Annotated in this window: 16 protein-coding genes, 1 tRNA gene and 1 riboswitch; of the genes, 9 read left to right on the top strand and 8 right to left on the bottom strand. The window is 40.1% G+C overall.

Translation table 11 applies throughout. The annotated features are described in order from the left end of the window. Nucleotides 1–47 precede the first annotated feature (47 nt). The 5 genes from metK to E4N74_RS07115 all read left to right on the top strand — a co-directional run bounded on the left by metK (nucleotide 48) and on the right by E4N74_RS07115 (nucleotide 4,462). Nucleotides 48–1,217: a methionine adenosyltransferase gene (gene metK, locus E4N74_RS07135; RefSeq protein ID WP_255817117.1), complete on the top strand. Its 1,170-nt coding sequence runs from the start codon at nucleotides 48–50 to the stop codon at nucleotides 1,215–1,217. Nucleotides 1,218–1,258: 41 nt separating this feature from the next. Further along, on the top strand, nucleotides 1,259–2,572 hold the full coding sequence (locus E4N74_RS07130; RefSeq protein ID WP_255817116.1) for a hexokinase family protein: 1,314 nt from the start codon (nucleotides 1,259–1,261) through the stop codon (nucleotides 2,570–2,572). A gap of 298 nt (nucleotides 2,573–2,870) precedes the next feature. Further along, nucleotides 2,871–3,920 (top strand): YedE family putative selenium transporter, encoded by a 1,050-nt coding sequence (gene yedE / locus E4N74_RS07125; RefSeq protein ID WP_044977285.1) that lies wholly within the window; start codon nucleotides 2,871–2,873, stop codon nucleotides 3,918–3,920. Nucleotides 3,921–3,992: 72 nt separating this feature from the next. Next, nucleotides 3,993–4,202: a sulfurtransferase TusA family protein gene (locus E4N74_RS07120; protein ID WP_044977284.1), complete on the top strand. Its 210-nt coding sequence runs from the start codon at nucleotides 3,993–3,995 to the stop codon at nucleotides 4,200–4,202. Continuing rightward, nucleotides 4,202–4,462, top strand: a complete 261-nt coding sequence (locus tag E4N74_RS07115; RefSeq protein ID WP_255817115.1) for a putative Se/S carrier protein — start codon at nucleotides 4,202–4,204, stop codon at nucleotides 4,460–4,462. Before E4N74_RS07120 ends, E4N74_RS07115 begins: the two co-directional genes overlap by 1 nt. 250 nt (nucleotides 4,463–4,712) lie before the next feature. On the opposite strand, the gene E4N74_RS07110 is transcribed toward E4N74_RS07115, so the two are convergent. Further along, nucleotides 4,713–5,336, bottom strand: coding sequence for an FMN-binding protein (locus E4N74_RS07110; RefSeq protein ID WP_044979636.1), 624 nt, complete (start codon nucleotides 5,334–5,336; stop codon nucleotides 4,713–4,715). 232 nt (nucleotides 5,337–5,568) lie between these two features. Between E4N74_RS07110 and selD the strand changes: the two genes are divergently transcribed. After that, nucleotides 5,569–6,633, top strand: a complete 1,065-nt coding sequence (gene selD / locus E4N74_RS07105) for a selenide, water dikinase SelD (RefSeq protein ID WP_084224499.1) — start codon at nucleotides 5,569–5,571, stop codon at nucleotides 6,631–6,633. Here the strand turns inward: selD and E4N74_RS07100 are convergent. From E4N74_RS07100 to E4N74_RS07075, 6 genes are all read right to left on the bottom strand, one after another. Further along, nucleotides 6,630–7,796, bottom strand: coding sequence for an aminotransferase class V-fold PLP-dependent enzyme (locus E4N74_RS07100; protein ID WP_255817114.1), 1,167 nt, complete (start codon nucleotides 7,794–7,796; stop codon nucleotides 6,630–6,632). The two genes, selD and E4N74_RS07100, sit on opposite strands and share 4 nt — an antisense overlap. A gap of 137 nt (nucleotides 7,797–7,933) precedes the next feature. Continuing rightward, a complete protein-coding gene (locus E4N74_RS07095; RefSeq protein WP_255817113.1) occupies nucleotides 7,934–8,599 on the bottom strand; it encodes an ABC transporter ATP-binding protein in 666 nt (221 codons plus the stop codon). Beyond that, the gene (locus E4N74_RS07090; protein WP_255804772.1) at nucleotides 8,592–9,545 is read right to left on the bottom strand and encodes an ABC transporter ATP-binding protein; all 954 of its coding nucleotides are present in this window, start codon (nucleotides 9,543–9,545) and stop codon (nucleotides 8,592–8,594) included. The genes E4N74_RS07095 and E4N74_RS07090 overlap by 8 nt, the downstream gene beginning before the upstream one ends. Then, the gene (locus E4N74_RS07085) at nucleotides 9,538–10,350 is read right to left on the bottom strand and encodes an ABC transporter permease (RefSeq protein WP_245608926.1); all 813 of its coding nucleotides are present in this window, start codon (nucleotides 10,348–10,350) and stop codon (nucleotides 9,538–9,540) included. The genes E4N74_RS07090 and E4N74_RS07085 overlap by 8 nt, the downstream gene beginning before the upstream one ends. Beyond that, complete coding sequence (locus E4N74_RS07080; protein ID WP_420832857.1) at nucleotides 10,347–11,324, bottom strand: ABC transporter permease; 978 nt, start codon at nucleotides 11,322–11,324, stop codon at nucleotides 10,347–10,349. The genes E4N74_RS07085 and E4N74_RS07080 overlap by 4 nt, the downstream gene beginning before the upstream one ends. Before the next feature lie 15 nt (nucleotides 11,325–11,339). After that, a complete protein-coding gene (locus tag E4N74_RS07075; RefSeq protein ID WP_255817112.1) occupies nucleotides 11,340–12,995 on the bottom strand; it encodes an ABC transporter substrate-binding protein in 1,656 nt (551 codons plus the stop codon). A gap of 153 nt (nucleotides 12,996–13,148) precedes the next feature. Continuing rightward, nucleotides 13,149–13,327, bottom strand: a riboswitch (cobalamin riboswitch). Between the two features lie 178 nt (nucleotides 13,328–13,505). Here E4N74_RS07075 and E4N74_RS07070 point away from each other — a divergent pair. The 3 genes from E4N74_RS07070 (at nucleotide 13,506) to E4N74_RS07060 (ending at nucleotide 17,162) form a co-directional block, all read left to right on the top strand. Then, nucleotides 13,506–13,577: transfer RNA gene (locus E4N74_RS07070), tRNA-Gly, on the top strand. Between the two features lie 114 nt (nucleotides 13,578–13,691). Further along, a complete protein-coding gene (locus E4N74_RS07065) occupies nucleotides 13,692–15,011 on the top strand; it encodes an ABC transporter substrate-binding protein (protein WP_255817111.1) in 1,320 nt (439 codons plus the stop codon). A gap of 24 nt (nucleotides 15,012–15,035) precedes the next feature. Next, nucleotides 15,036–17,162, top strand: coding sequence for a methyl-accepting chemotaxis protein (locus tag E4N74_RS07060; protein WP_044977275.1), 2,127 nt, complete (start codon nucleotides 15,036–15,038; stop codon nucleotides 17,160–17,162). Between the two features lie 68 nt (nucleotides 17,163–17,230). On the opposite strand, the gene E4N74_RS07055 is transcribed toward E4N74_RS07060, so the two are convergent. After that, a complete protein-coding gene (locus E4N74_RS07055; RefSeq protein WP_255804769.1) occupies nucleotides 17,231–19,579 on the bottom strand; it encodes a formylglycine-generating enzyme family protein in 2,349 nt (782 codons plus the stop codon). Between the last annotated feature and the right edge of the window lie 30 nt (nucleotides 19,580–19,609).

The following is a 19,609-nucleotide window of genomic DNA, read 5'->3' as shown; positions in this document are numbered from 1 at the left end:
ATATATAATAACCTGTTGTATTCTTACAATTTTTAGGAGAGGTTAATATGAAAAATAATATAAGTTATTTTACATCAGAGTCGGTAAGCGAGGGACATCCCGATAAGCTATGCGATCAGATTTCGGATGCCGTTTTAGATGCATGTTTAAGGGATGACCCTGAAAGTCATGTAGCCTGCGAAACCTTTGCATCGACTGCCTTGGTCCTTGTTGGCGGAGAAATAACCACCGATACCTATGTCGATATACAAGACATTGCACGTACTATAGCTGAAGAAATAGGGTATACAAATACCGATTTCGGCTTGGATTGTCATTCTATGGCCGTTATGAATATGATTCACTCACAGTCCCCCGATATTTCGCAAGGGGTAGACGGTACGGGACTTGATGAATATAAGGGCCAGCAGGGGGCAGGAGATCAGGGTATGATGTTCGGTTTTGCCTGCAAGGAAACTCCTGAACTGATGCCTGCTCCCATTATGTTTTCTCATTCTGTATTGAGGTATGCTGCAAAACTCAGAAAAGAAAAGGTTATCCCTTGGCTTCGCCCCGATTCAAAGACACAGATTACCGTAAAATATGAAGGTTTTAAACCTATTAAGATAGATACGGTTGTGCTTTCTCATCAGCATTATCCCGATGTTCAATATGACGAATTAAAAGATACTCTAATCAATCGGGTTATTAAGCCTGTTTTGGGACCGACCGGACTTTTGGCCGATGATACCAAGTATTTTATCAATCCTACAGGCCGCTTTGTTATAGGAGGCCCTTTCGGAGATACGGGGCTTACCGGCAGGAAAATAATCGTAGACACCTACGGCGGAATGGGAAGACATGGGGGAGGAGCTTTTTCGGGTAAAGATCCGTCAAAGGTTGACCGCTCTGCTGCCTACATGGCTCGATATATTGCAAAAAACGTAGTAGCCGCAGACCTTGCACGCCGCTGTGAGCTTCAGTTAGCCTACGCAATCGGTGTTCCATTCCCTGTTGCCGTCAGGGTAGATACCTTCGGTACAGGTGAAGTTCCTGAGGAAAAAATAGAAAAGGCAATAAAAGAAGTTTTTGATATGTCCCCGGCAGGCATTATAAAGGCCCTCGATTTAAAACGCCCTATCTATAAAGAAACGGCAGCCTACGGACACTTCGGCCGCCCCGAATTCTCATGGGAAAAAACCGACAAAACTGAAGCCTTAAAGAAAGCTATAAAATAAAGATTTCAGGTTTTTGTATTGATTTTAAGGGAATTATTTAAGTGAAAGAGATAGATGATTTTTTTGAAAGAAATAATTTTGATTATAAAATTGATATCGAATATGCAGCTTCAATCCTTTTGGAAGATATGAAAAAAGGATTGGAAAGCGAAGTTGAGTCTGTTTCTTCTATGGATATGATTCCCTTATGGAAAAACCTTCCCGACAGTCTTCCTAAGGATAAAAGAGTAATCATAATCGATGCCGGAGGTACTAATTTTAGAGCGGGACTTGTTTATTTTGACAAAAAAGGAATGGCTGAAATTCTTTCTTTTTTTAAGCACCCTATGCCTGCCCTTGACAGGGAAATGACTAATGAAGAATTTTTTGACAACATCGCAGAATACTTAGAGCCTTTAAAGGATGAGGCTGATGTGATTTCTTTTTGTTTTTCCTATGCCATAAAGATTTTTCCCGATGGAGGAGGGCAGGCTATTAAGCTTTCAAAAGAGATAAAGCTGCCCTATATCGGCGACTGTAAAATAAATGAGGGGCTTTTGCAAGCCTTATCTCGTAAGGGTTGGAAAAAAGTAAAAAAAATTATAATGGTAAACGATACCGCAGCAGTTCTTCAGTCCGGAATTTTTTCTGAAACCGACGATCAGAGCTTTGACTCTCACATAGGCTTTGTTCTAGGAACGGGTCTAAATTCTGCATATATCGAATACGGAAAAATTGAAAAACTCAAAACTACCGAATTTTACGATAAACCTCAGATAATTGTTTGTGAGTCCGGAAAATGTAATAAAATTCTTCAAAGTAAATTCGATAAAATTTTATCCGAAAATTCCAATCTAAAAAATGAATATTTTTTGGAAAGAATGTGTTCGGGTCGTTATTTGGGGGAGCTTTGTTCTATTGCGCTAAGGACGGGTGCTGCCGAGGGAATTTTTTCGCCTCTGTCAAATAAGATGCTTTTAAATTCGCGTAATTTTTCAAGCGAAGAAATTTCTTTATTTTTAAAGGAGCAAAATCACGATAAAAATATTTTTTCCGGTATAATCGAAGCTCATTCGGTTTCGGAAGACTATGTTAAAATCTATTCCATCTGTAAATGTTTTTTTGAGAGGGCAGGAAGGCTTTCAGCTGCTGTTATAGCTGCAGCCTGTATAAAAACCGGCAAAGGTAAATCAGCGGATAAACCTATCTGTATAAGTGCGGACGGTTCTATGTTCTTAAAAGGCTTTTTAATCAAGGAAAGAATCTTTAACAGTCTACACTCTTTTTTGAATGAAAAAAAAGGAATTTTCTTTGTTCTAAAAACAAATGAAGAATCCGTTACCTTGGGTACGGCTCTGGCCGCTTTTTTAAATTAAAAATTAAATAATAAATCTTAATTTTTTTTAATATGTTGACATTTTATTTTCTTTTTGCTAGAATATACTCAAGTAAACTGTAATGTTTATTGGAGATCAAAATGCGTAAATGAGTTTATATCTTTGAAGTAATTTTACTTCCGGCTTATAATACGGAAACAAAAGTGAAGGACTTTTTACGAATTTTGTTTTTTCATGCTCCTTCTTTTTGATTCTTTCCAAGATTCTCTTTAGCCCTTTTGTAAATTTATTTTAAAAAACTCGTTATCTCTAAATCTTTTTTTATGGAGGAGAGTTTATGAAAAAACATCTCATGGTTATTGTTACAGGTGCCGTGATCGGTATTGCGGCTCTCGTATTGGTTAGGTTCGGAAATCCGGGAAACATGGGTTTTTGTATTGCATGTTTTTTGCGGGACATTGCAGGGGCCTTAAAACTGCATAACGCAGGTGTTGTGCAGTATATGAGACCTGAGATAATCGGTCTTATAATCGGAGCCTTTTTTATGGCATTTGCAAAAAAGGAATTTAAACCAAGAGGAGGTTCGGCTGCCTTTACAAGGTTTACACTCGGCTTTTTTGTAATGATAGGAGCTTTGGTTTTCTTGGGCTGCCCTTTAAGAATGTTTTTGAGGTTAGGGGCTGGCGATTTAAATGCAATTTTCGGTTTGGTAGGCTTTGTTGCAGGAATTGTAATAGGTATCTTCTTCTTAAATAAAAACTTTTCTCTTAGCAGGGCTTATAATCAATCCAAACAAGAAGGAATCATCCCCATCATATTTATGGTTGTTTTCTTTATACTTTTGGTTGCCTTCCCCTCAGTTCTTGCCTTTAGTGAAAAAGGTCCCGGTTCTATGAAGGCTCCGATTTTCTTGGCTCTTGGTATAGGCCTTGTTGTAGGCGGCTTTGCACAAAGGAGCAGGATATGTACAGCCGGCGGTATTCGAGATGCAATTATGCTTAAAGATTTCCACCTATTATGGGGAAGCCTTACAATTCTTGTTACGGTATTGATCGGTTCTTTGATTTTGGGAAAATTCAATCCTGCTTTTGCAGGTCAGCCCGTAGCCCACACAGACGGCTTATGGAACGCTCTCGGAATGGTTTTAGTCGGATGGGCAAGTGTTCTTTTGGGAGGATGTCCTTTAAGACAGCTTATTTTGACGGGCGAAGGAAACAGTGATTCCGCAGTTACCGTTGCAGGCCTTATAGCCGGTGCTGCTTTCGCTCATAACTTCGGTCTAGCTTCTTCCGGTAATGGGCCGACAAGTGCCGGAATGATAGCTGTTGTTGTAGGTTTTGCTTTTACGGCCTTTGTAAGTATTTATTATTCGCTGAAAAATAAATAAGGTTTTATTAGGAGAAGCGATAAATAGCTCAGCAGAAATACTGCTTCGCTATTTATCGATTAGGAGAAGATTATGTCTGATATTATTGTAGATGCTCGAGGGCTTGCTTGTCCTGAGCCTGTGGTTTTAACTAAAAAAGCTCTTGCAGTAAATTCTGCGTTTGTTGTGTTGGTAGATAACGAAACTGCAAAAGAAAATGTAAAACGCTTTTGCGATAACTCAAAAGCACAAACAAAAATTGAGCCCAGTGATGACGGCTGGAAAATTGCCGTATCAAAGTAATGAAAGAGTATTTAATTACCTTTCATACTCATTATGATTCTCTTGTCTGCATGAGAGCCGTGAACAAAACGGATAATGCTGCGGTAGGAGAATTGACTGCAAAATTAATTCCTGTGCCACGCTCGGTAAGTTCAAGCTGCGGCACTGCATTAAAATTAGTTTTTAAAGAAGGGGTTATCTTCGATAAAGATTATTTTAGTCAATTTGATTACGACGCTTTTTATTCTTTAAGTGAAAACGGTAAGTATGTTGAAGTGTGATCGGTCATCTCTAAAAATCTTGTTGGATTTTAGAGATGACCAACGAGTTTTTCATAAGTCTTTATATATCAATGACTTATGAAAAACATCGTAAATTAAATTTGAGGAAAGCCTCTAAAAACTGATGTTTTTAGAGGCTTCCAATAGTGCGATTAAAGGCGGCAGTGTTACGGAAACCTTCCGGTTTGGAGCATTTCTATAAATACTGCCGCCGCTTTTTTATTCGTGCGTCGTTGTATTGTCTAAAAGTCTATTTTGTTTTTAACGCATCCAATTTTTGTTTTAATTCTGCAAGGGCATTTTCTATTTCTTCATAAGTTTCTAAAGTTTCCAGATGCGCTTTTCCTTCTTTAACTATTTTTTCCAATTTTTTTTGTTCTCCCTTTTTATAGTTGTCGGGATTTTTGTAGTTTTCAAGCTCCTTAATTGAAGCATCTAAGGCCAATGCTTGAAGAACAGCCTCTTTTACCGCTAGAGAAGAAGCCGTCGCTCCTCCTACTGCATCGGCTCCCGGGCTGCCTGGAAAGCCTACATCCATTTTTTTTATGTCTTTTAATGTCAAGTTTTTATACTTTTCAAAGCCTTTTCCTGATAAATATTTTTTCCAGTAAACTTTGTTGCTTGCTGCAGTTCCTATAACATCGGCTTCGATAGATGCCTCCGTGTTTTTTTCGTCATCGCTTACTTTTATAACTTTACCTTGTTCATCAATGGCTACATCAATACATACCGAATATCCGTACTCATAATTAGAACCGGTAGAGGATGAGCCTGCTACTTTTGAAGTACCATAAAGCAGCTCCGGTTCACTAGCAAAAGCAAATACTAAAAGAGCCGTTATAAAGAACCCTATAGCTTTTATCTTTTTACTTATTTTCATAATCTTTCTCCGTAAATAAAATTTTGTTAGAAAGAGTATACTATTATTAAATTGAATTTTCAATACCTTTTTTCTTGGCTTGACTATAATCTAAAATTATGAGATACTATGACCATCTTTAAAAATCTTGCCGGATTTTTAAAGATGGCCGGTGAGTTTAAAATTAAGGCCTTATATTTCGATGACTCAATTTTAAACATCGCAAATAGGTTTAAGGAGGGTTGATATGGGCTGTTCATTTATTAACGAAAATTTCGATTTATTAAAAGCTGCAAAGAATCCCGGCTGAGGTGCAAAGCTGAGTGCGGGTGCACTCGATAAACTTTTAAAAAACTTTTCCGTAAGGAATGACGATAACTTACTCGTAGGTTTTAATACTTCGGATGATGCGGCCGTTTATAAGATAAACGATGAAACGGCTCTTATATCTACTATAGATTTTTTCCCGCCCGTTTCAGGCGATCCCTATATATTCGGGCAAGTTGCCGCCGCAAATTCTTTAAGCGACATTTATGCGATGGGCGGGGAGCCTAAGCTCGCCCTAAATCTTTTTTGTATTACCAAGGATATGCCTGAAGATATGATAAAAGAAATTTTACGAGGCGGTTTTGATAAGGTTTATGAGGCCGGTGCTATAGTCTGCGGCGGCCATACTATTTATGATGATTCGCCCAAGTACGGTTTGGCTGTAAACGGCTTTGTTCATCCTAAAAAGATTTTAGAAAATTCTACCGCAAAGGAAGGCGATGTTTTAATTTTGACGAAGCCCATCGGTACGGGTACTTTACTTACGGCTTCAAAAGCCGACATGTCGCCGCCGGAAGAGCTTGACCGCTGTTATAAAGCTATGGCTTTTTTAAATGCGAAGGCTCGTAACATCATGGTAAAATACAAGATAAACGCCTGTACCGATATTACCGGTTTCGGCCTACTCGGTCATCTTTACGAGATGGGAAAGGGAAGCGGCATGAGCATTGAAGTCGATTATAAATCCGTTCCTATTTATAAATCCGTAATTGAAAGCGCCCAAATGGGTTTGATGCCGGCAGGAGTTTACTCCAATAGAAATTTTGTGGGAGATAATGTTGTCTTTGAAAATGTTCCCCTTGCCTACCAAGACCTGATGTTCGATCCTCAAACTTCGGGAGGACTTTTGATTTCGGTAGACAAGGAAGATGCTGCCGCTCTTTACGAAGAACTGTCCCAAGCTTTGGAAAATACGCCTTGCGGAAAGCCTGCCATTATAGGCCTTGTTACCAAGCGGGAAGAAAAAATTCTTAGGGTGAGTTAAGCTCTTGAGCAAAGCTCCTTTACTGCCCTTATTGCCGTTTCAATTTCTTCTTCTATTGTGAAGGGGCCTGTCGAAAATCTTACCGCTCCTTGCGGAAAGGTTCCTATCGATTTATGAGCAGCAGGTGAACAATGGAGGCCGCAGCGGGTAAGAATTCCGTATTCTTCTTCGAGAGCTGCACCGGCTTCCGCATTGTCCATAAATTCGGAAAAATCTATCGAAATAATTCCGACCCTGTTTTCCGCTGAATCTCCTCCCGCTATTTTTACAGGGATGTCCTTTATTCCGTCCAAAAAGAGTTTAAGCAATTTTTGTTCACGGCTATGAATGTTTTGAATCCCGAAACTATCCAGCCATTTTAGGCTGTGGTGAAGACCTGCAATTCCTATTATGTTTTGAGTCCCGGCTTCAAATTTATCCGGCATAAAGGAGGGCGTTACTTCCGAATCGGATGCACTTCCGGTTCCGCCTGTGATAAGAGGTTCAACCTCTTTTGCAAAATCCTTATCGAATAAGATGCCTCCGGTGCCTTGCGGGCCGAGTAAGCCCTTATGGCCTGTAAAGCAAAATGCTGCCGGTTTTAATTGTGCAAGGTCGACGGGAATGTGGCCTGCACTTTGAGCTCCGTCTATTACCAGAGGAATATTGTGTTTTTTTAGAATTGAGGCAATTTCTTCGATAGGTTGAATAAAGCCCGTTACATTTGAAGCATGTGAAAAAACGGCAAGGCGGGTTTCAGGTCTTATCATAGATTCGATTAAGGAGGTGTTTACAAAAGCTCCTCCGTTTTTTACGATTGAAGGAACACGGTCAATCTTTACGCCTAATTTTTCCATTTGAACCAAAGGACGCATTACGGCATTATGCTCAAAGGAGCTTGTTAAAACTCTGTCGCCTGATTTGAGAAAACCTTTTATAATATAGTTTAGACTTGCCGTAACCCCTGATGTAAAAATAACGTGAGTGGCGGGCTTAAAATTAAAGAGTTTACATAAGAGTTCCCTTGTTTCTATGATATCAAGACCGGCTTCTTCGGTTTCACTATAAGTACTGCGGTTAATGTTTCCAGTGCCTATGTTGACTGCCATTGCAAGAGCTTGCTCAAGGCCGGGTGCCTTAGGAAAAGCGCCGGCCGCATTATCTAAAAAAATACGCTTTTTCATATGACTTATTCTAGCTTAAATAGTTTCTTGAGTCAATATAGAAGCAAGTACCTTACGGCAAGTACCTTACGGCAAGTGCCTTGCGGCAATCATTCCTATTTCAGTTTAGTCTAGGTTGAAAATTGCAGCTTGTCCGGTCATTGAAAATCCAGCTGTCCTTCTTTTATATAAAGAAGCCTGTCACAAAATTGTTCCGCTAAAACTATATCGTGGCTTATAAAAAGATAACTTGATTGATGTGTATTTTGATATTCTTTTAACAAGCGGATAATCTGTGCTTGGCTTACGCTGTCCAACATTCCCGTCGGCTCATCCAAGACAATCAGTTGAGGCGTAATGGAAAGAATTCTTGCCAAAGCCAAACGCTGCAATTCTCCTCCGCTCAATTCCCGCGGGTAGCGGTAAAGATGTTCTTCTCTTAAACCCAATCCTTTTATATCCCGAATAATTTTCTCCATTCCTTTTTCTTTTAAATAAATACGGTAGGGTTCTTTTAAGCTATCTATGATGTGCAGCTTGGGATTAAAAGATATTTCGGGATGCTGAAAAAGGATTTGAATTTTGCGTCTTGTTTCCCTATTAACGGGATATTTGAGAGGGGCGTTTTCAAAAAACATTTCTCCTTTTGACGGCATTATTAAGCCGGTTATAATTTGTCCGATAGTTGTTTTGCCGCTTCCGCTGTCCCCAATCAAACCGAGTGTTTCTTTTTTATTTATGCAAAAACTGATATTTTTAACTGCTTCAAAATCTTTTTTACGGGTATTTTTATATGTTTTAGAAATGTTTTTAAGTTCAAGCATATTTCCAGCACCTTACTTTTCTATTTTTTTCGATCTCGATCATGGGAGGGGTTTGTTTGCATTTGTCAAAGGCGTATTCACAGTTAGGTGCATATCTGCATCCTGTTTCATAAACGGGACGCTGCATACTTTTTGCCTTATACTGTAGTCCGTTTTCGGGCATCGCCCTTATTATATCCTCGGTATACGGGTGATAAGGTTTTGCAAATACTTCTTCGGTAAGTCCTATTTCTACACTGTATGAAGAATGCATAACGCATAATTTTTTGCTTATGTTTTTTGCAAAATTAAGGTCGTGAGTAACACAAAGATAGGTTTCTTCTTTTAGGAGTTTAAATGCTTGTTCAACCATTTTAAGCCGTCTTGAATCCAAGCCCTTTGTAGGCTCATCGGCAAATATTAAATGCGCTCCGGCTGAAATGCCCATCGCAATCATAGCCCGCTGCTTCATTCCTCCGCTGTAAGTGTGAGGATACTGAACTGCCCGTTCTTGTTCATTGCCTAAATTGAATTTGCGCAAAAGGTTTACTGCTTCTGCCTCCGCATTTTTTTTAGAATACCCGTAATGAATTATAAGAGGTTCTCCGACTTGATAGCCCACTTTAAGAAGAGGGTTTAAAGAGTTTCCGCTGCCTTGGGGAATGTAGGATATTTCTTTACCTCTAATGGAATTTAAAGTTTTGCGGTCAAGATTTAAAAGGTTCCGATCCTTAAAAAAAGCGGAACCCTGTACTGCTGCATTTTTAGGTAAAAGTTTTAATACCGCTAAAAGCATAACGCTTTTTCCGCTCCCCGTTTCACCTATAACCGCAATTTTGTCTCTTTCAAAAATATCTAAATTAAAATCTTGAAGAACTTGCGGAGCATTTTTTGCACCGAATGAAACGCTTAAATTTTCTATTTTGAGAATAGGAGCCTCTGTTAAGTTTATTTCAATATTATTCATTTTTTGTGCCGTAATATCCTATAAGCATAAAACCTAAAACGGTAACCGAGATGCATATAATAGGAGGCAGGTACCACCATATTTGTCCGCGCAAAATGCTGTGCCTAAAAAAAGCGTAGCGCAAAATTGCACCCCATGATTTTTCTCCATAGGTTCCTAGTCCTAAAAAACTTAAGCCCGATTCCGTTACCATCGCTGCCGAAACGGAAAGCACACCCCGTATAAGTATTATATCTTTAAGGTTCGGCAATATGTGTTTAAACATAATGATAAGATTTGAAACTCCCAAGGCTTTTTCTATTTTTATAAAGGGCTGTTCTGCAATTTCTTTTGTTTTTGCACGCAGTATCCGTGCGGTTCCCGTCCACGCAGTAATGCTCATAGCTATAATCAGATTCCATTTTCCGGGCTTCATAAACGCCACCAATAAGGCCGTTAACGGCAGTCCCGGAACTGACATTGCAATATTGGTAAGTACTGTTATAAGTCTATCGATAAGCCCCCCGTAATATCCTGAAAGCAGGGCAAAGACAACGCCGATGCCGGTAATAATAATTGCCGCAAAAAAGCCGACAAAAAGAGAAACACGTGCACCGTACACCAGCTCGCTTAAAATATCCTGTCCGACATCATTAGTTCCCAAAAGGTGATTAAAGCCGGGCTTTTCATAAATATTTCCCATTTCATACGGATCATATGGAGCGATAACCGGCGCAAAAATTGCAATAATCACCGCCGTCAAAACAATAATCAGCCCCGCTTTAAAAGAAGAGGGCATTTTTTTTATATCGGAAAATTGTATCATTGCTCACTCCTTACACGCGGGTCTATTATGATATTTACAATGTCGCTGATCCAGTTTGCGGCTACAACGCTTACTGCCGAAATTAAAAAACACAGTTGCGCTGTCGGAAAATCCCTCCTGCTTACCGCATCGAACATAAGAGAGCCCATCCCTTTCCAGCCGAAAATAACTTCAACTATCATCGATCCCGATAATAACCAGCCCAGCTGAATTGAAATCGATGTTGAATAAGGAAGCAATGCATTACATAAAACGTGACGGAATAACACTTTTTTATCTTCCAATCCTTTTGACTCCGCTGTTATTAAATAATCCTCGTTACGGATTTGAGAGACGGAGCTTTTCATAAGCATAAAATTTCCTGACGTACGCGAAAGAATTAAAATGATAAGAGGTAATGCCATATGGTTTAATAAACTCCAAAACCGTTCAGCCCCCGAAAGTTCGGGGCCTACCATCCCGTTTATAGGAAATATTTTAAGTTTATAAGAAAATATAATAAGAAAAATTAAGCCTATACAGTTTGATGGAATTGTGTTTACAAACAAAAAAAACGGAGTTGTAATGCGGTCAAAAATTCCTTTCGGCCGCCAGCCTGCAAGAGTTCCCAAAACCGCCCCTAAAATTCCGCCTAAAATCCACGTAGGTATCGAAAGCAGTAAAGTGCTTTTTGCCGCCCGCAAAACATTTTCTGAAACGGGCTGATGATTCGAATAGGCCCGCCCGAAATCGAGCGTCGCAATACATTTTAAATATTTTTTATATTGCACCCACAGCGAATCATCAAGTCCGAATTTCATTTTTAATGCTTCAAGTTCGGCAGGGTATTGATCCAAAAGATAATAATATTCTTCTTGCCCGACCAAATACATAATTGGTTTCCCCGGCATAATATGAATGAGCAAAAAGCTGAGCGATATTATCATATAAACCGTACAGACTGCGTACAGAAATTTTTTTCCCGTCGATCTCATTTTTTCTTTGGAAGTTTATTTTTTTATTGTTCTAAGCTCAAACCATGTTGTAGGATGGATGACGCCCCAAGAAGGATAGTTATCCCAGCCCTCATACTTATCCGTTCGATACGGGAAAAAACATTTTTCCCAACAGAGTGCTTGGGCAAAGGCTACATCGTTTGCCATAGCTTGAAGTTTTCTTACATTTTTAATGTAGGTCTCATCATCGGATGCTCGCTGCATGGCAAAAAAGGTGTCTTTAAATTCGTCATTATGAAAGGTCCCCCATATCCATGTATTTTCGCCTTCAAATCTGGGATCGGCTAAAAAATACCTAAAAGCACTTGTGTACTGAGCTATTCCTGAAGTGGTGTACCCGATTGAAATATCATAATTTCCGTCGATTATATTTTGTTCCCAAACTTCAGCATTCCGTAAACTCTCTTCATCGACATAGGTCTTAACACCTATGTTTTTTAAAGAAGCCATAATTACATCGGACATCCGGTTAAACAGTTCCTTATTTCTAGTTGAAAATTGCTGCGTTACCATAACTTTTAATTCTGAGCCGTCAGGATATTCTCTAAATCCGTCCCCGTTAATATCCTTGTAGCCTGCCTCATCCAAAAGCCGAGCAGCTTCTTTTATGTCGGTTTTAAGAATGGGGAGGGATGGGTCAAAGCCTTTACAGGAAGGCGGTATAATGCCCGCACCCGGTGCCGTGCCGTACTGTCCGTTGATAACTGCTGCAAGTTTACCGTAATCGAATGCAAGCCTGCAAGCCTTGCGGAAAGCAATATCCGTGCAAGGTTTTCTTTCCATTCCGTATGTAACCTGATAGTTTCCGGCATAGTCGCTTTCACCGAGATTTATACCCTCGGTTCCTTTAAAAGAATCGATTACGGTAACGTCAATGGAATTTGCATAATTGAACATTGCATCGATTTCTCCGTTTGCCATTGCGAACATAAGCGTATCTTCGCCCGAATAAGTCTGTACGGTAATTTTGTCAATGGTAAGCTCACCCAAAAAGGCATTTTGAGGAACCGCTTCATAAACGGAAGTTTGGGAATCTTTATCATGAGAAACAAGACGGTAAGGTCCGCAGCCTAGTGTAGCATCCTTTCCGTTATATTGCCGATAATCTTCAACACCTTCCCAAACATGTTTAGGGAGAACAAAAGAGCTTAAAACAGCACTGTTAATCCAATAATAAGCATCGGGTTCCGAAAAGGTGAGTGTACACTCGTTTTCTCCGGTAATTTCCCATTTTTCCAAGTTTTTTAAAGAGCCCGTTTTTCTTACGTTCTTCATAAAATCGAATGTAAAAAGAATGTCGTCTTTTGTAACCGGCTTTCCGTCATGCCAGACTGCCGTCAAAGGAAAAGTAAAAACCAATTGTTTTGCATCTTTCGAAATGGTAAAGGACCTAAAAAAATACGGTTGGATTTTTCCGTTTTTGTCGGTATATACGAAATTTGCCTGTGTTAAAGCGTTGTACTGTAAGGCATCCGGTCTCTGCCTTTGCGTGCTAAAATCGTTTTGCTGAACTAAATTAGTACCGATAACAAGGTTTTCGACGTGCCCGCCTTTTTGAGTTTGCTGGCTTAAATCGGCTTTTGAACAAGCGGCGGACAGAACAAGAGCTGCAAATGCAGCCGACAAAATTTTAAAAAATGAGTTTTTCATAACTCCTCCAAAAATTGATTAATGTTACCGATATCCGCTTTAATGCAAAAAATCCTCTCACAGGAAAAACCCGCAAGAGGATTTGTAAATACAATGAAGCACATTACAATGCCGATAAGTATCTGCAATCCTCCCCGTCTCTCGCAAGGAGCAAAAGCTAAAATCATTAAGGCAAGTCTTCCGGCTTATGAGTCTTCATTCTTTTCGCCTTCCCAAAAAATCAGTGGCATATTGAAAAGAACTCTTCAGTTACGGCAGCGGGACTGCATAGGATTTTCACCTATTTCCTTTTTAATCGGCAATTACGCCGAACCTTAATGCGAATTCGGTTGTTTAATTTTAAGGAAACTATTTTCCAATGAGACAGAGTATATTCTTTTTTTATATTTAATGCAAGGCCCCTGTATATTTCGGTATTCCCGGCCCATATCAATCGATGTCAATAAGAATCGCTGTCAATAACAATCGCTTGCTTTTTTTTTGTTTTTTTACTATAATAGTTTTGTTATTGCGGATGTCGTATAACGGCTATTACCCGAGCTTCCCAAGCTCGTGACGTGGGTTCGACTCCCATCATCCGCTTTATCCCCTTTATGTATGGCGGATAGCATTTCTCTACTATGCCGGTTGCTAAGTGCGTGAAAATGCCAGCCTCTTAATGATAAAGATTTGATATGAACAAAGGAAAAATTTTTTATGAAAAACGCTTTTTTTTACGGTTTGAAAAAAACGGTAATTTTGCTTTTAATTCTGCTAATTTTTATCGGCTGTTCCGGTAAAAATTCCAAAAGTGCCGAGACTGAAATTGAATTTTGGTCATTTCCCAATTTTTCTTCGGAAAAGGGTACCGACGGCGGCTTCGAAAAAAGCCTTATCGATGCTTTTCAAAAGGAAAACCCTTCAATAAAAATAAATTTCACTCTTATCGATTTTACAGAAGGCCCTGCTTTAATTGAAAAAGCTATCGCAGAGGGAAATCCTCCCGATATTATTTATGATGCACCCGGCCGCATTATCGTGTGGGCTGATAATAATTTGCTTGAGCCTTTAGATGATGTTCTTGCAACCGAAAAACCGTATATAACAACGGGACTTTTGGCTGTTTCGGCAGGAAAAGACAGGCGGACATATATGTATCCGATGCACCAAGTTCCTTTTTCGATGGCGTTTAATAAAGAAATGCTTGAAGATTTAAATCTTATAGATTTACTGCCGTACAAACGCCGTGACCGAAGCTGGACGGTAGCCGAGTATGAAAAACTTCTTAAAGCATTGAAAGAAAAACTGCCGGCCGGAAAAACTCCCGGCGTTTTTTATTATAAAACTCAAGGCGGAGACCAAGGTACCCGTGCATTTTTGGTAAACCTTTACGGGGACGCAAACCTTTTAAACGGGGATTATTCAAAATATATTTATAATTCTCCGAATGCCGTAAAAAACCTTGAATGGACAATGGCGGCTATAAAAGAAGGCCTTCTTGCCGACGGAGCGGAGCTGACATCAAACGATGCCATTAAAATGTTTGTAGAATCCGATGCGGCTCACACAATTTTGTATTCACCTCAACTGGATAAAATGAATAACGGAAAGCGCAGCTATAAGGGAAAAAATTTTACGCCGATTTATATGCCTTTTCCGAATGATGCGGGCTCTCCTTCTTTGGAATTTCTTGTAGGCGGTGTCTGTATTTTTAAAAACGGAAATCCCGATAAAGTAAAAGCCGCAAAAAAATTCTTACATTTTGCGGCTGTCGATAAAGTGTGGGCACCGCGTTTGGTTGCGGCTACCGGAGGTTTTCCTGCAAGCTCAAAAATAGAACTTGAAATAAATGATGATGAAATACTTTATAATTCCGTTTTACAACGGTTTTTCGGACAATATTATAATAATATAACCGGTTTTTCAAAAATGCGGGGATATTGGAACTCCGCCTTAAAAGAAGCCGCTTCAGGCAAAAATGTTCAGGATGTATTGAATAATTTTGTACGCAATTCCGACAATACATTGAAAAACTAAAGTACATTTAATCATGGAGATAGAATGAAAAATAAAACCTTATCTACAGACAAAAAACTAAAATTATTTTCTATAAAGAATAAAATGATAGTGGCTTTTGCCCTTTTTTCAGTTTCGATTTTAACTGTCTTGTGTATAGTTTCGATAAACCTTGCGTCATATTTTTTAATGCGCAATACCGAATATTTTTTACGGGAACTGGTTTCCGGTTCTTCAAAAATCTTAAATGAGCGGGCATCTTCCATTTTCGGAAAACTTGAAGCTTTTTCAAATACTCCTACAATGCAGGAAGATGATATTTCCTATAAAGAAAAAATAAACCTCTTTAAAAACGAAATACAAATGCAAAAATTGTACGGATGGATTCATTTCGGCATAAGCGGTACCGACGGTCTTTTATACCGAACCGATAATAAAGTTGAAAACGTACTCGGCACCGAATGGTTTAAAACCGCACTAAAAGGAAAATATGTAATTACGGAACCTAAGATGTCCGCCGAAGAAAATAAATATATTTCTATAGCGGCGATTCCGATGCGCGACTTACAAGGAAAAATAGTGGGCGTTATAAGTTCTTATATTTTAAGCGATTCTCTTTCCAATTTAATAAGCGATATTATTATAGGCGAAACGGGTACCGCCTATCTTATCAGTCCCGAAGGTCTTATAATAGGGAACCGCAGGCCGGAAATTTTATATAAAAGTATTTTTACCGAAATCGCCGGAGATGAAAAAAGCGGCTTTACCTCTTTTTTAAAAGATGCTCTCGCTTCCGAAAGTACGTCGGTTAATGTTTCAAATATAGACGGAGTACAGTATATTTCGGCAGCGGCTCCTATGCGCTATTCCGGATGGACGCTGCTGATTACCGCTCCTTCATCGGAATTTATTTCGGAAAACGTTTTAAGTTTAATACGTATTTTTATTGTGATTGCTTTAGCCGGTTTAATAATGGCCGTTGCCGTAGGTTTTTTTGTTGCACATAGAATTGTAAAACCGATTAACATGATAATTTTTGCTCTTAAAAATATTTCGCAGGGAGAAGGCGATTTGACAATTAAACTTCCTACGGACGGCGGCGATGAAACGAGCGTTTTGTCTTCGTATTTTAACGAAACTATTTTGAAATTAAAAAACTCAATTCAAAAAGTCGGTTCCGATTCCAAAGAAATGAAGGCAGTAGGTTCCGATCTTGAAAGTAATATGATTTCGGTAAGCGAATTCGTTACGGAAATTACGGGCGGTATTGACGGTTTGCAAGCCAGCTTTACCGAGCAGGAAAAAAGTATTGCAGAAACCGATACCGCTATCAACCGGATAATTACGGCTTTAAAAGAGCTGAATGAAAGCATTGTGCGGCAGGCAACAATCGTTGAGCAATCTTTTTCATCGTTTGACAAGATGACGCTAAGTATAGGCAGCGTAGGTGGAAGTGTAAAAGAAACACGCGAAGCGATTATGAATCTTTCTTCGGCTACCGATGACGGGCGTGCAACGCTGATAAAAGCAAACGAAATCTCGCAAAGAATTTCAGAAGCTTCAGGCGGATTGATTGAAACCGGATCTGTTATACAAAATATTGCAAGCCAAACAAACTTGCTTGCGATGAATGCGGCAATAGAGGCAGCCCATGCCGGTGAAACCGGAAAAGGTTTTGCCGTAGTTGCTTCCGAGATCAGAAAACTCGCCGAAGAGTCAAGCACTCAGGGAAAGAAAATTTCAGTAACGCTTAAGGATTTAACCGGTGAAATCGAAATGCTTGCAAATTCCGCATCAAGCGCAGTTGAAAAATTCAATTTTATTTCCAAGTATTCAACCGATGTAACCGATTCGATTGAAAGCGTCGTCCACGCTATGGAAGAACAAGAGCAAAACGGAAAGGCTATTTGGGGAATGATTAAGGATGTCAGCGGTATGACAAGCGGAGTAAAACAAAGCTCAGGCGAAATGCTGTTAGGCAGCGAAAAAATTATAGCCGAAACGGACAGGCTCGGCAATTTAACTGAAGCCTTGCGGGAAAATATGAATAGGATTTCATCACAAGTCGATTTGATAAATGAAGCTACAAAAGAATCTCTTGAAATTGCCGTAAAAAATAAACAAAGTATTGACGGGCTTGTCGTAGAAGTAGGCAAATTCAAAACAGAATAACACCGGATTAAAAAAAATGCCGATTAAACCTGAAGCAGTTTAATCGGCATTTTTTTAATAAGCGTCCGCTACTCTTTCCAGACTAAGCGGAAGCCTCTGATGGGATCGGCTTGGCTGGAATAATTCATTTTGCGTTTGCCGGTCATGCAGTCATACACAGCTTGTCCGGTACTTTCAGACCAATTGCCGCCGCGTACTACCCGTTTTGTATCATAGTTCGGGAAAGGTCCTGCAGGATAGGCATCCGTACTTGAAGTTACGGTTGCCTTATACAAGTCCCAGCACCACTCGGCAACGTTGCCGCTCATGTCGCAAAGCCCCAGTTTATTTGCAGCTTTGCTTCCGACATTTGCCCTATCGGTTACGGGCGGCGTTTGCGTTACAAATGCTGTTGCCGTACCGTCCCACCATTTATTAAAAATCGCAACACGGGCGGTTTCATCGCGTAAGGTTTCATACGTTTCCCCGGTAGGCGGCGTCATTCCCTGAAAACCGATAGGCTTTACAGATCCGCTTGCGGAATCCAATTTTGTCAGATAGATGCCGTTGCCATAGTTTTCGGCATTGGTGCTGTCGGCACCCTGATAGCGGGCGGCGTATTCCCATTCGGCTTCGGTCGGTAAACGGAAGCCTTTTTTTGAAAAATTGCAATAAGCACTATCTCCATTGGCGGCTCCGTCTTTTATTACATCTCCCGATGCCGAGCCATTGAGGTACACACATTCATCCTTACTTCCGAAACACATTTCGGTATACGCATTGCACCACGCTATACAGTCGCGCCAGTTTATATTCGCCATCGGCTGATCGTCTTCGGTAGGAGTATCTTCGCTATCCGGCTCAAAATCAAACAAATACCCGTTCTCTTTTGCCCAGTAATATACTTCATTCCATAGTTCTACCGTTACTTCATACTTGCCTATTTTATAAGGATTTAAATTAACCGTACGCCCGTCAACAAAGACGCCTTTCCATGAAGCATCCGCACCGGGTAAGGCATATGAAACGGCATGCCCCGTAATGCCGCCTACTGGAGGTGTTACCGCTGCGCTTTCAGGAACAGTAACAGCTTGCTCGGCTGCATACACGATAGTATCCTCTTCAAACGCATCAACGTCGGCAAGGGGGATTCCGCTTGTGCCGCCTTTTTTCCATGCAGACACGATATAGCCCGGATCGCATGTTACCTTGCTTTTTGCAAAGTTTTTTATATTTTTCCATGTTTCACCGTTCGGTCTTATGATATTATTATCCGTATCTATGTGCACATGGGCGCTGCCTTGTATCGTTATAGTAACATTCACCGATTTTATTTCGGCATACAGTGTCGTATCCGTTCCGAAAGGAGTATGATCATGTATGACACGGCCGCTTGCATTGTCTTTTTTCCACTGTTTTATAATAAAGTCGGCCGGACATGAAACCTTACTTTCGATTTTGGTCTTAATTGCACTGAACTTAGTGCCTTTCGGTACTTTGATTGCAGCGGGAGGGGTTACGGTAACACGGCTGTCGCCTGTAACGGTAATCTTTACATCTTTCCGTTTGGGTTCGGCAAAAACAACGGTGTTGGCGGTAAACTTATGAGTGCCGATCAAAGCCTCACCCGCAGAACTATTAAGTTTCCAGTCTTTATTTTCATAATTGGGTTTATACTTGATTTTTCTTTCCGCTTGCGATTTAAGTGTACTCCACGTATCGCCGTAATATGCCGGAAAAGATACATCACCCGCTACTCTGTAAAGAACGTTTGTATCCCCTTGAACGGTTATCGTTACCGCTATCTTTTTCGATACGGTGTAGACGGTTGTGTTTGCTTCAAACTTATAGTCAGGTAAAATCTCCGTACCCGAAGCATCGGTCAGTTTCCACGTATCGTTTTCAAAGCCTTCAGCATATCCGATTGTATCGGCTGCCCGAGTTTTGATGTGAGCCCATGTTTCACCTTTATCTACTTTAAATGTATAATTCTGACCTTTATGAATAACCTGCGGATCTCCTGCAATGGTAATCGTTACCTTGACCGGCTGTTTTTCCGGCCGTTTCGATACGGAATAGACGGTCACATTCGTATTAAACCTATGACCGGCAGAAATAACCGCACCGGAAGCATCGTTAAATTTCCATACAACGTTTTCATAACCTGGCGTATAATCGATTTTACTGTCTGCCAGCACTCTAATATCGTCCCATTTTGTACCGACTGTTACTGGAAAAGTATTACCGTCCGCTTTGGGAACAGCGTTTGTATCCCCCGCAACGGTTATCGTTATTTTTACTGGATTTGAACCGCGGCCGCTTCCGCCGCCTTGCTGCGGTGAAGACGGTACGGAGTTACTTCCTACAGGATTTTTACAGCCTGCAAAAAATGCGGCAAGTGTTATAACAGCCGTTGTAATCAATAATATTTTTTTCATAATTTTTCATACCTCCATAATTTATACATA

The sequence above is a fragment of the Treponema putidum genome, from assembly GCF_024401155.1.
Lineage (GTDB): Bacteria > Spirochaetota > Spirochaetia > Treponematales > Treponemataceae > Treponema_B > Treponema_B putidum.
Note: the sequence above shows the minus strand (reverse complement) of the source record. Positions and strands in the feature narration are given on the sequence as shown.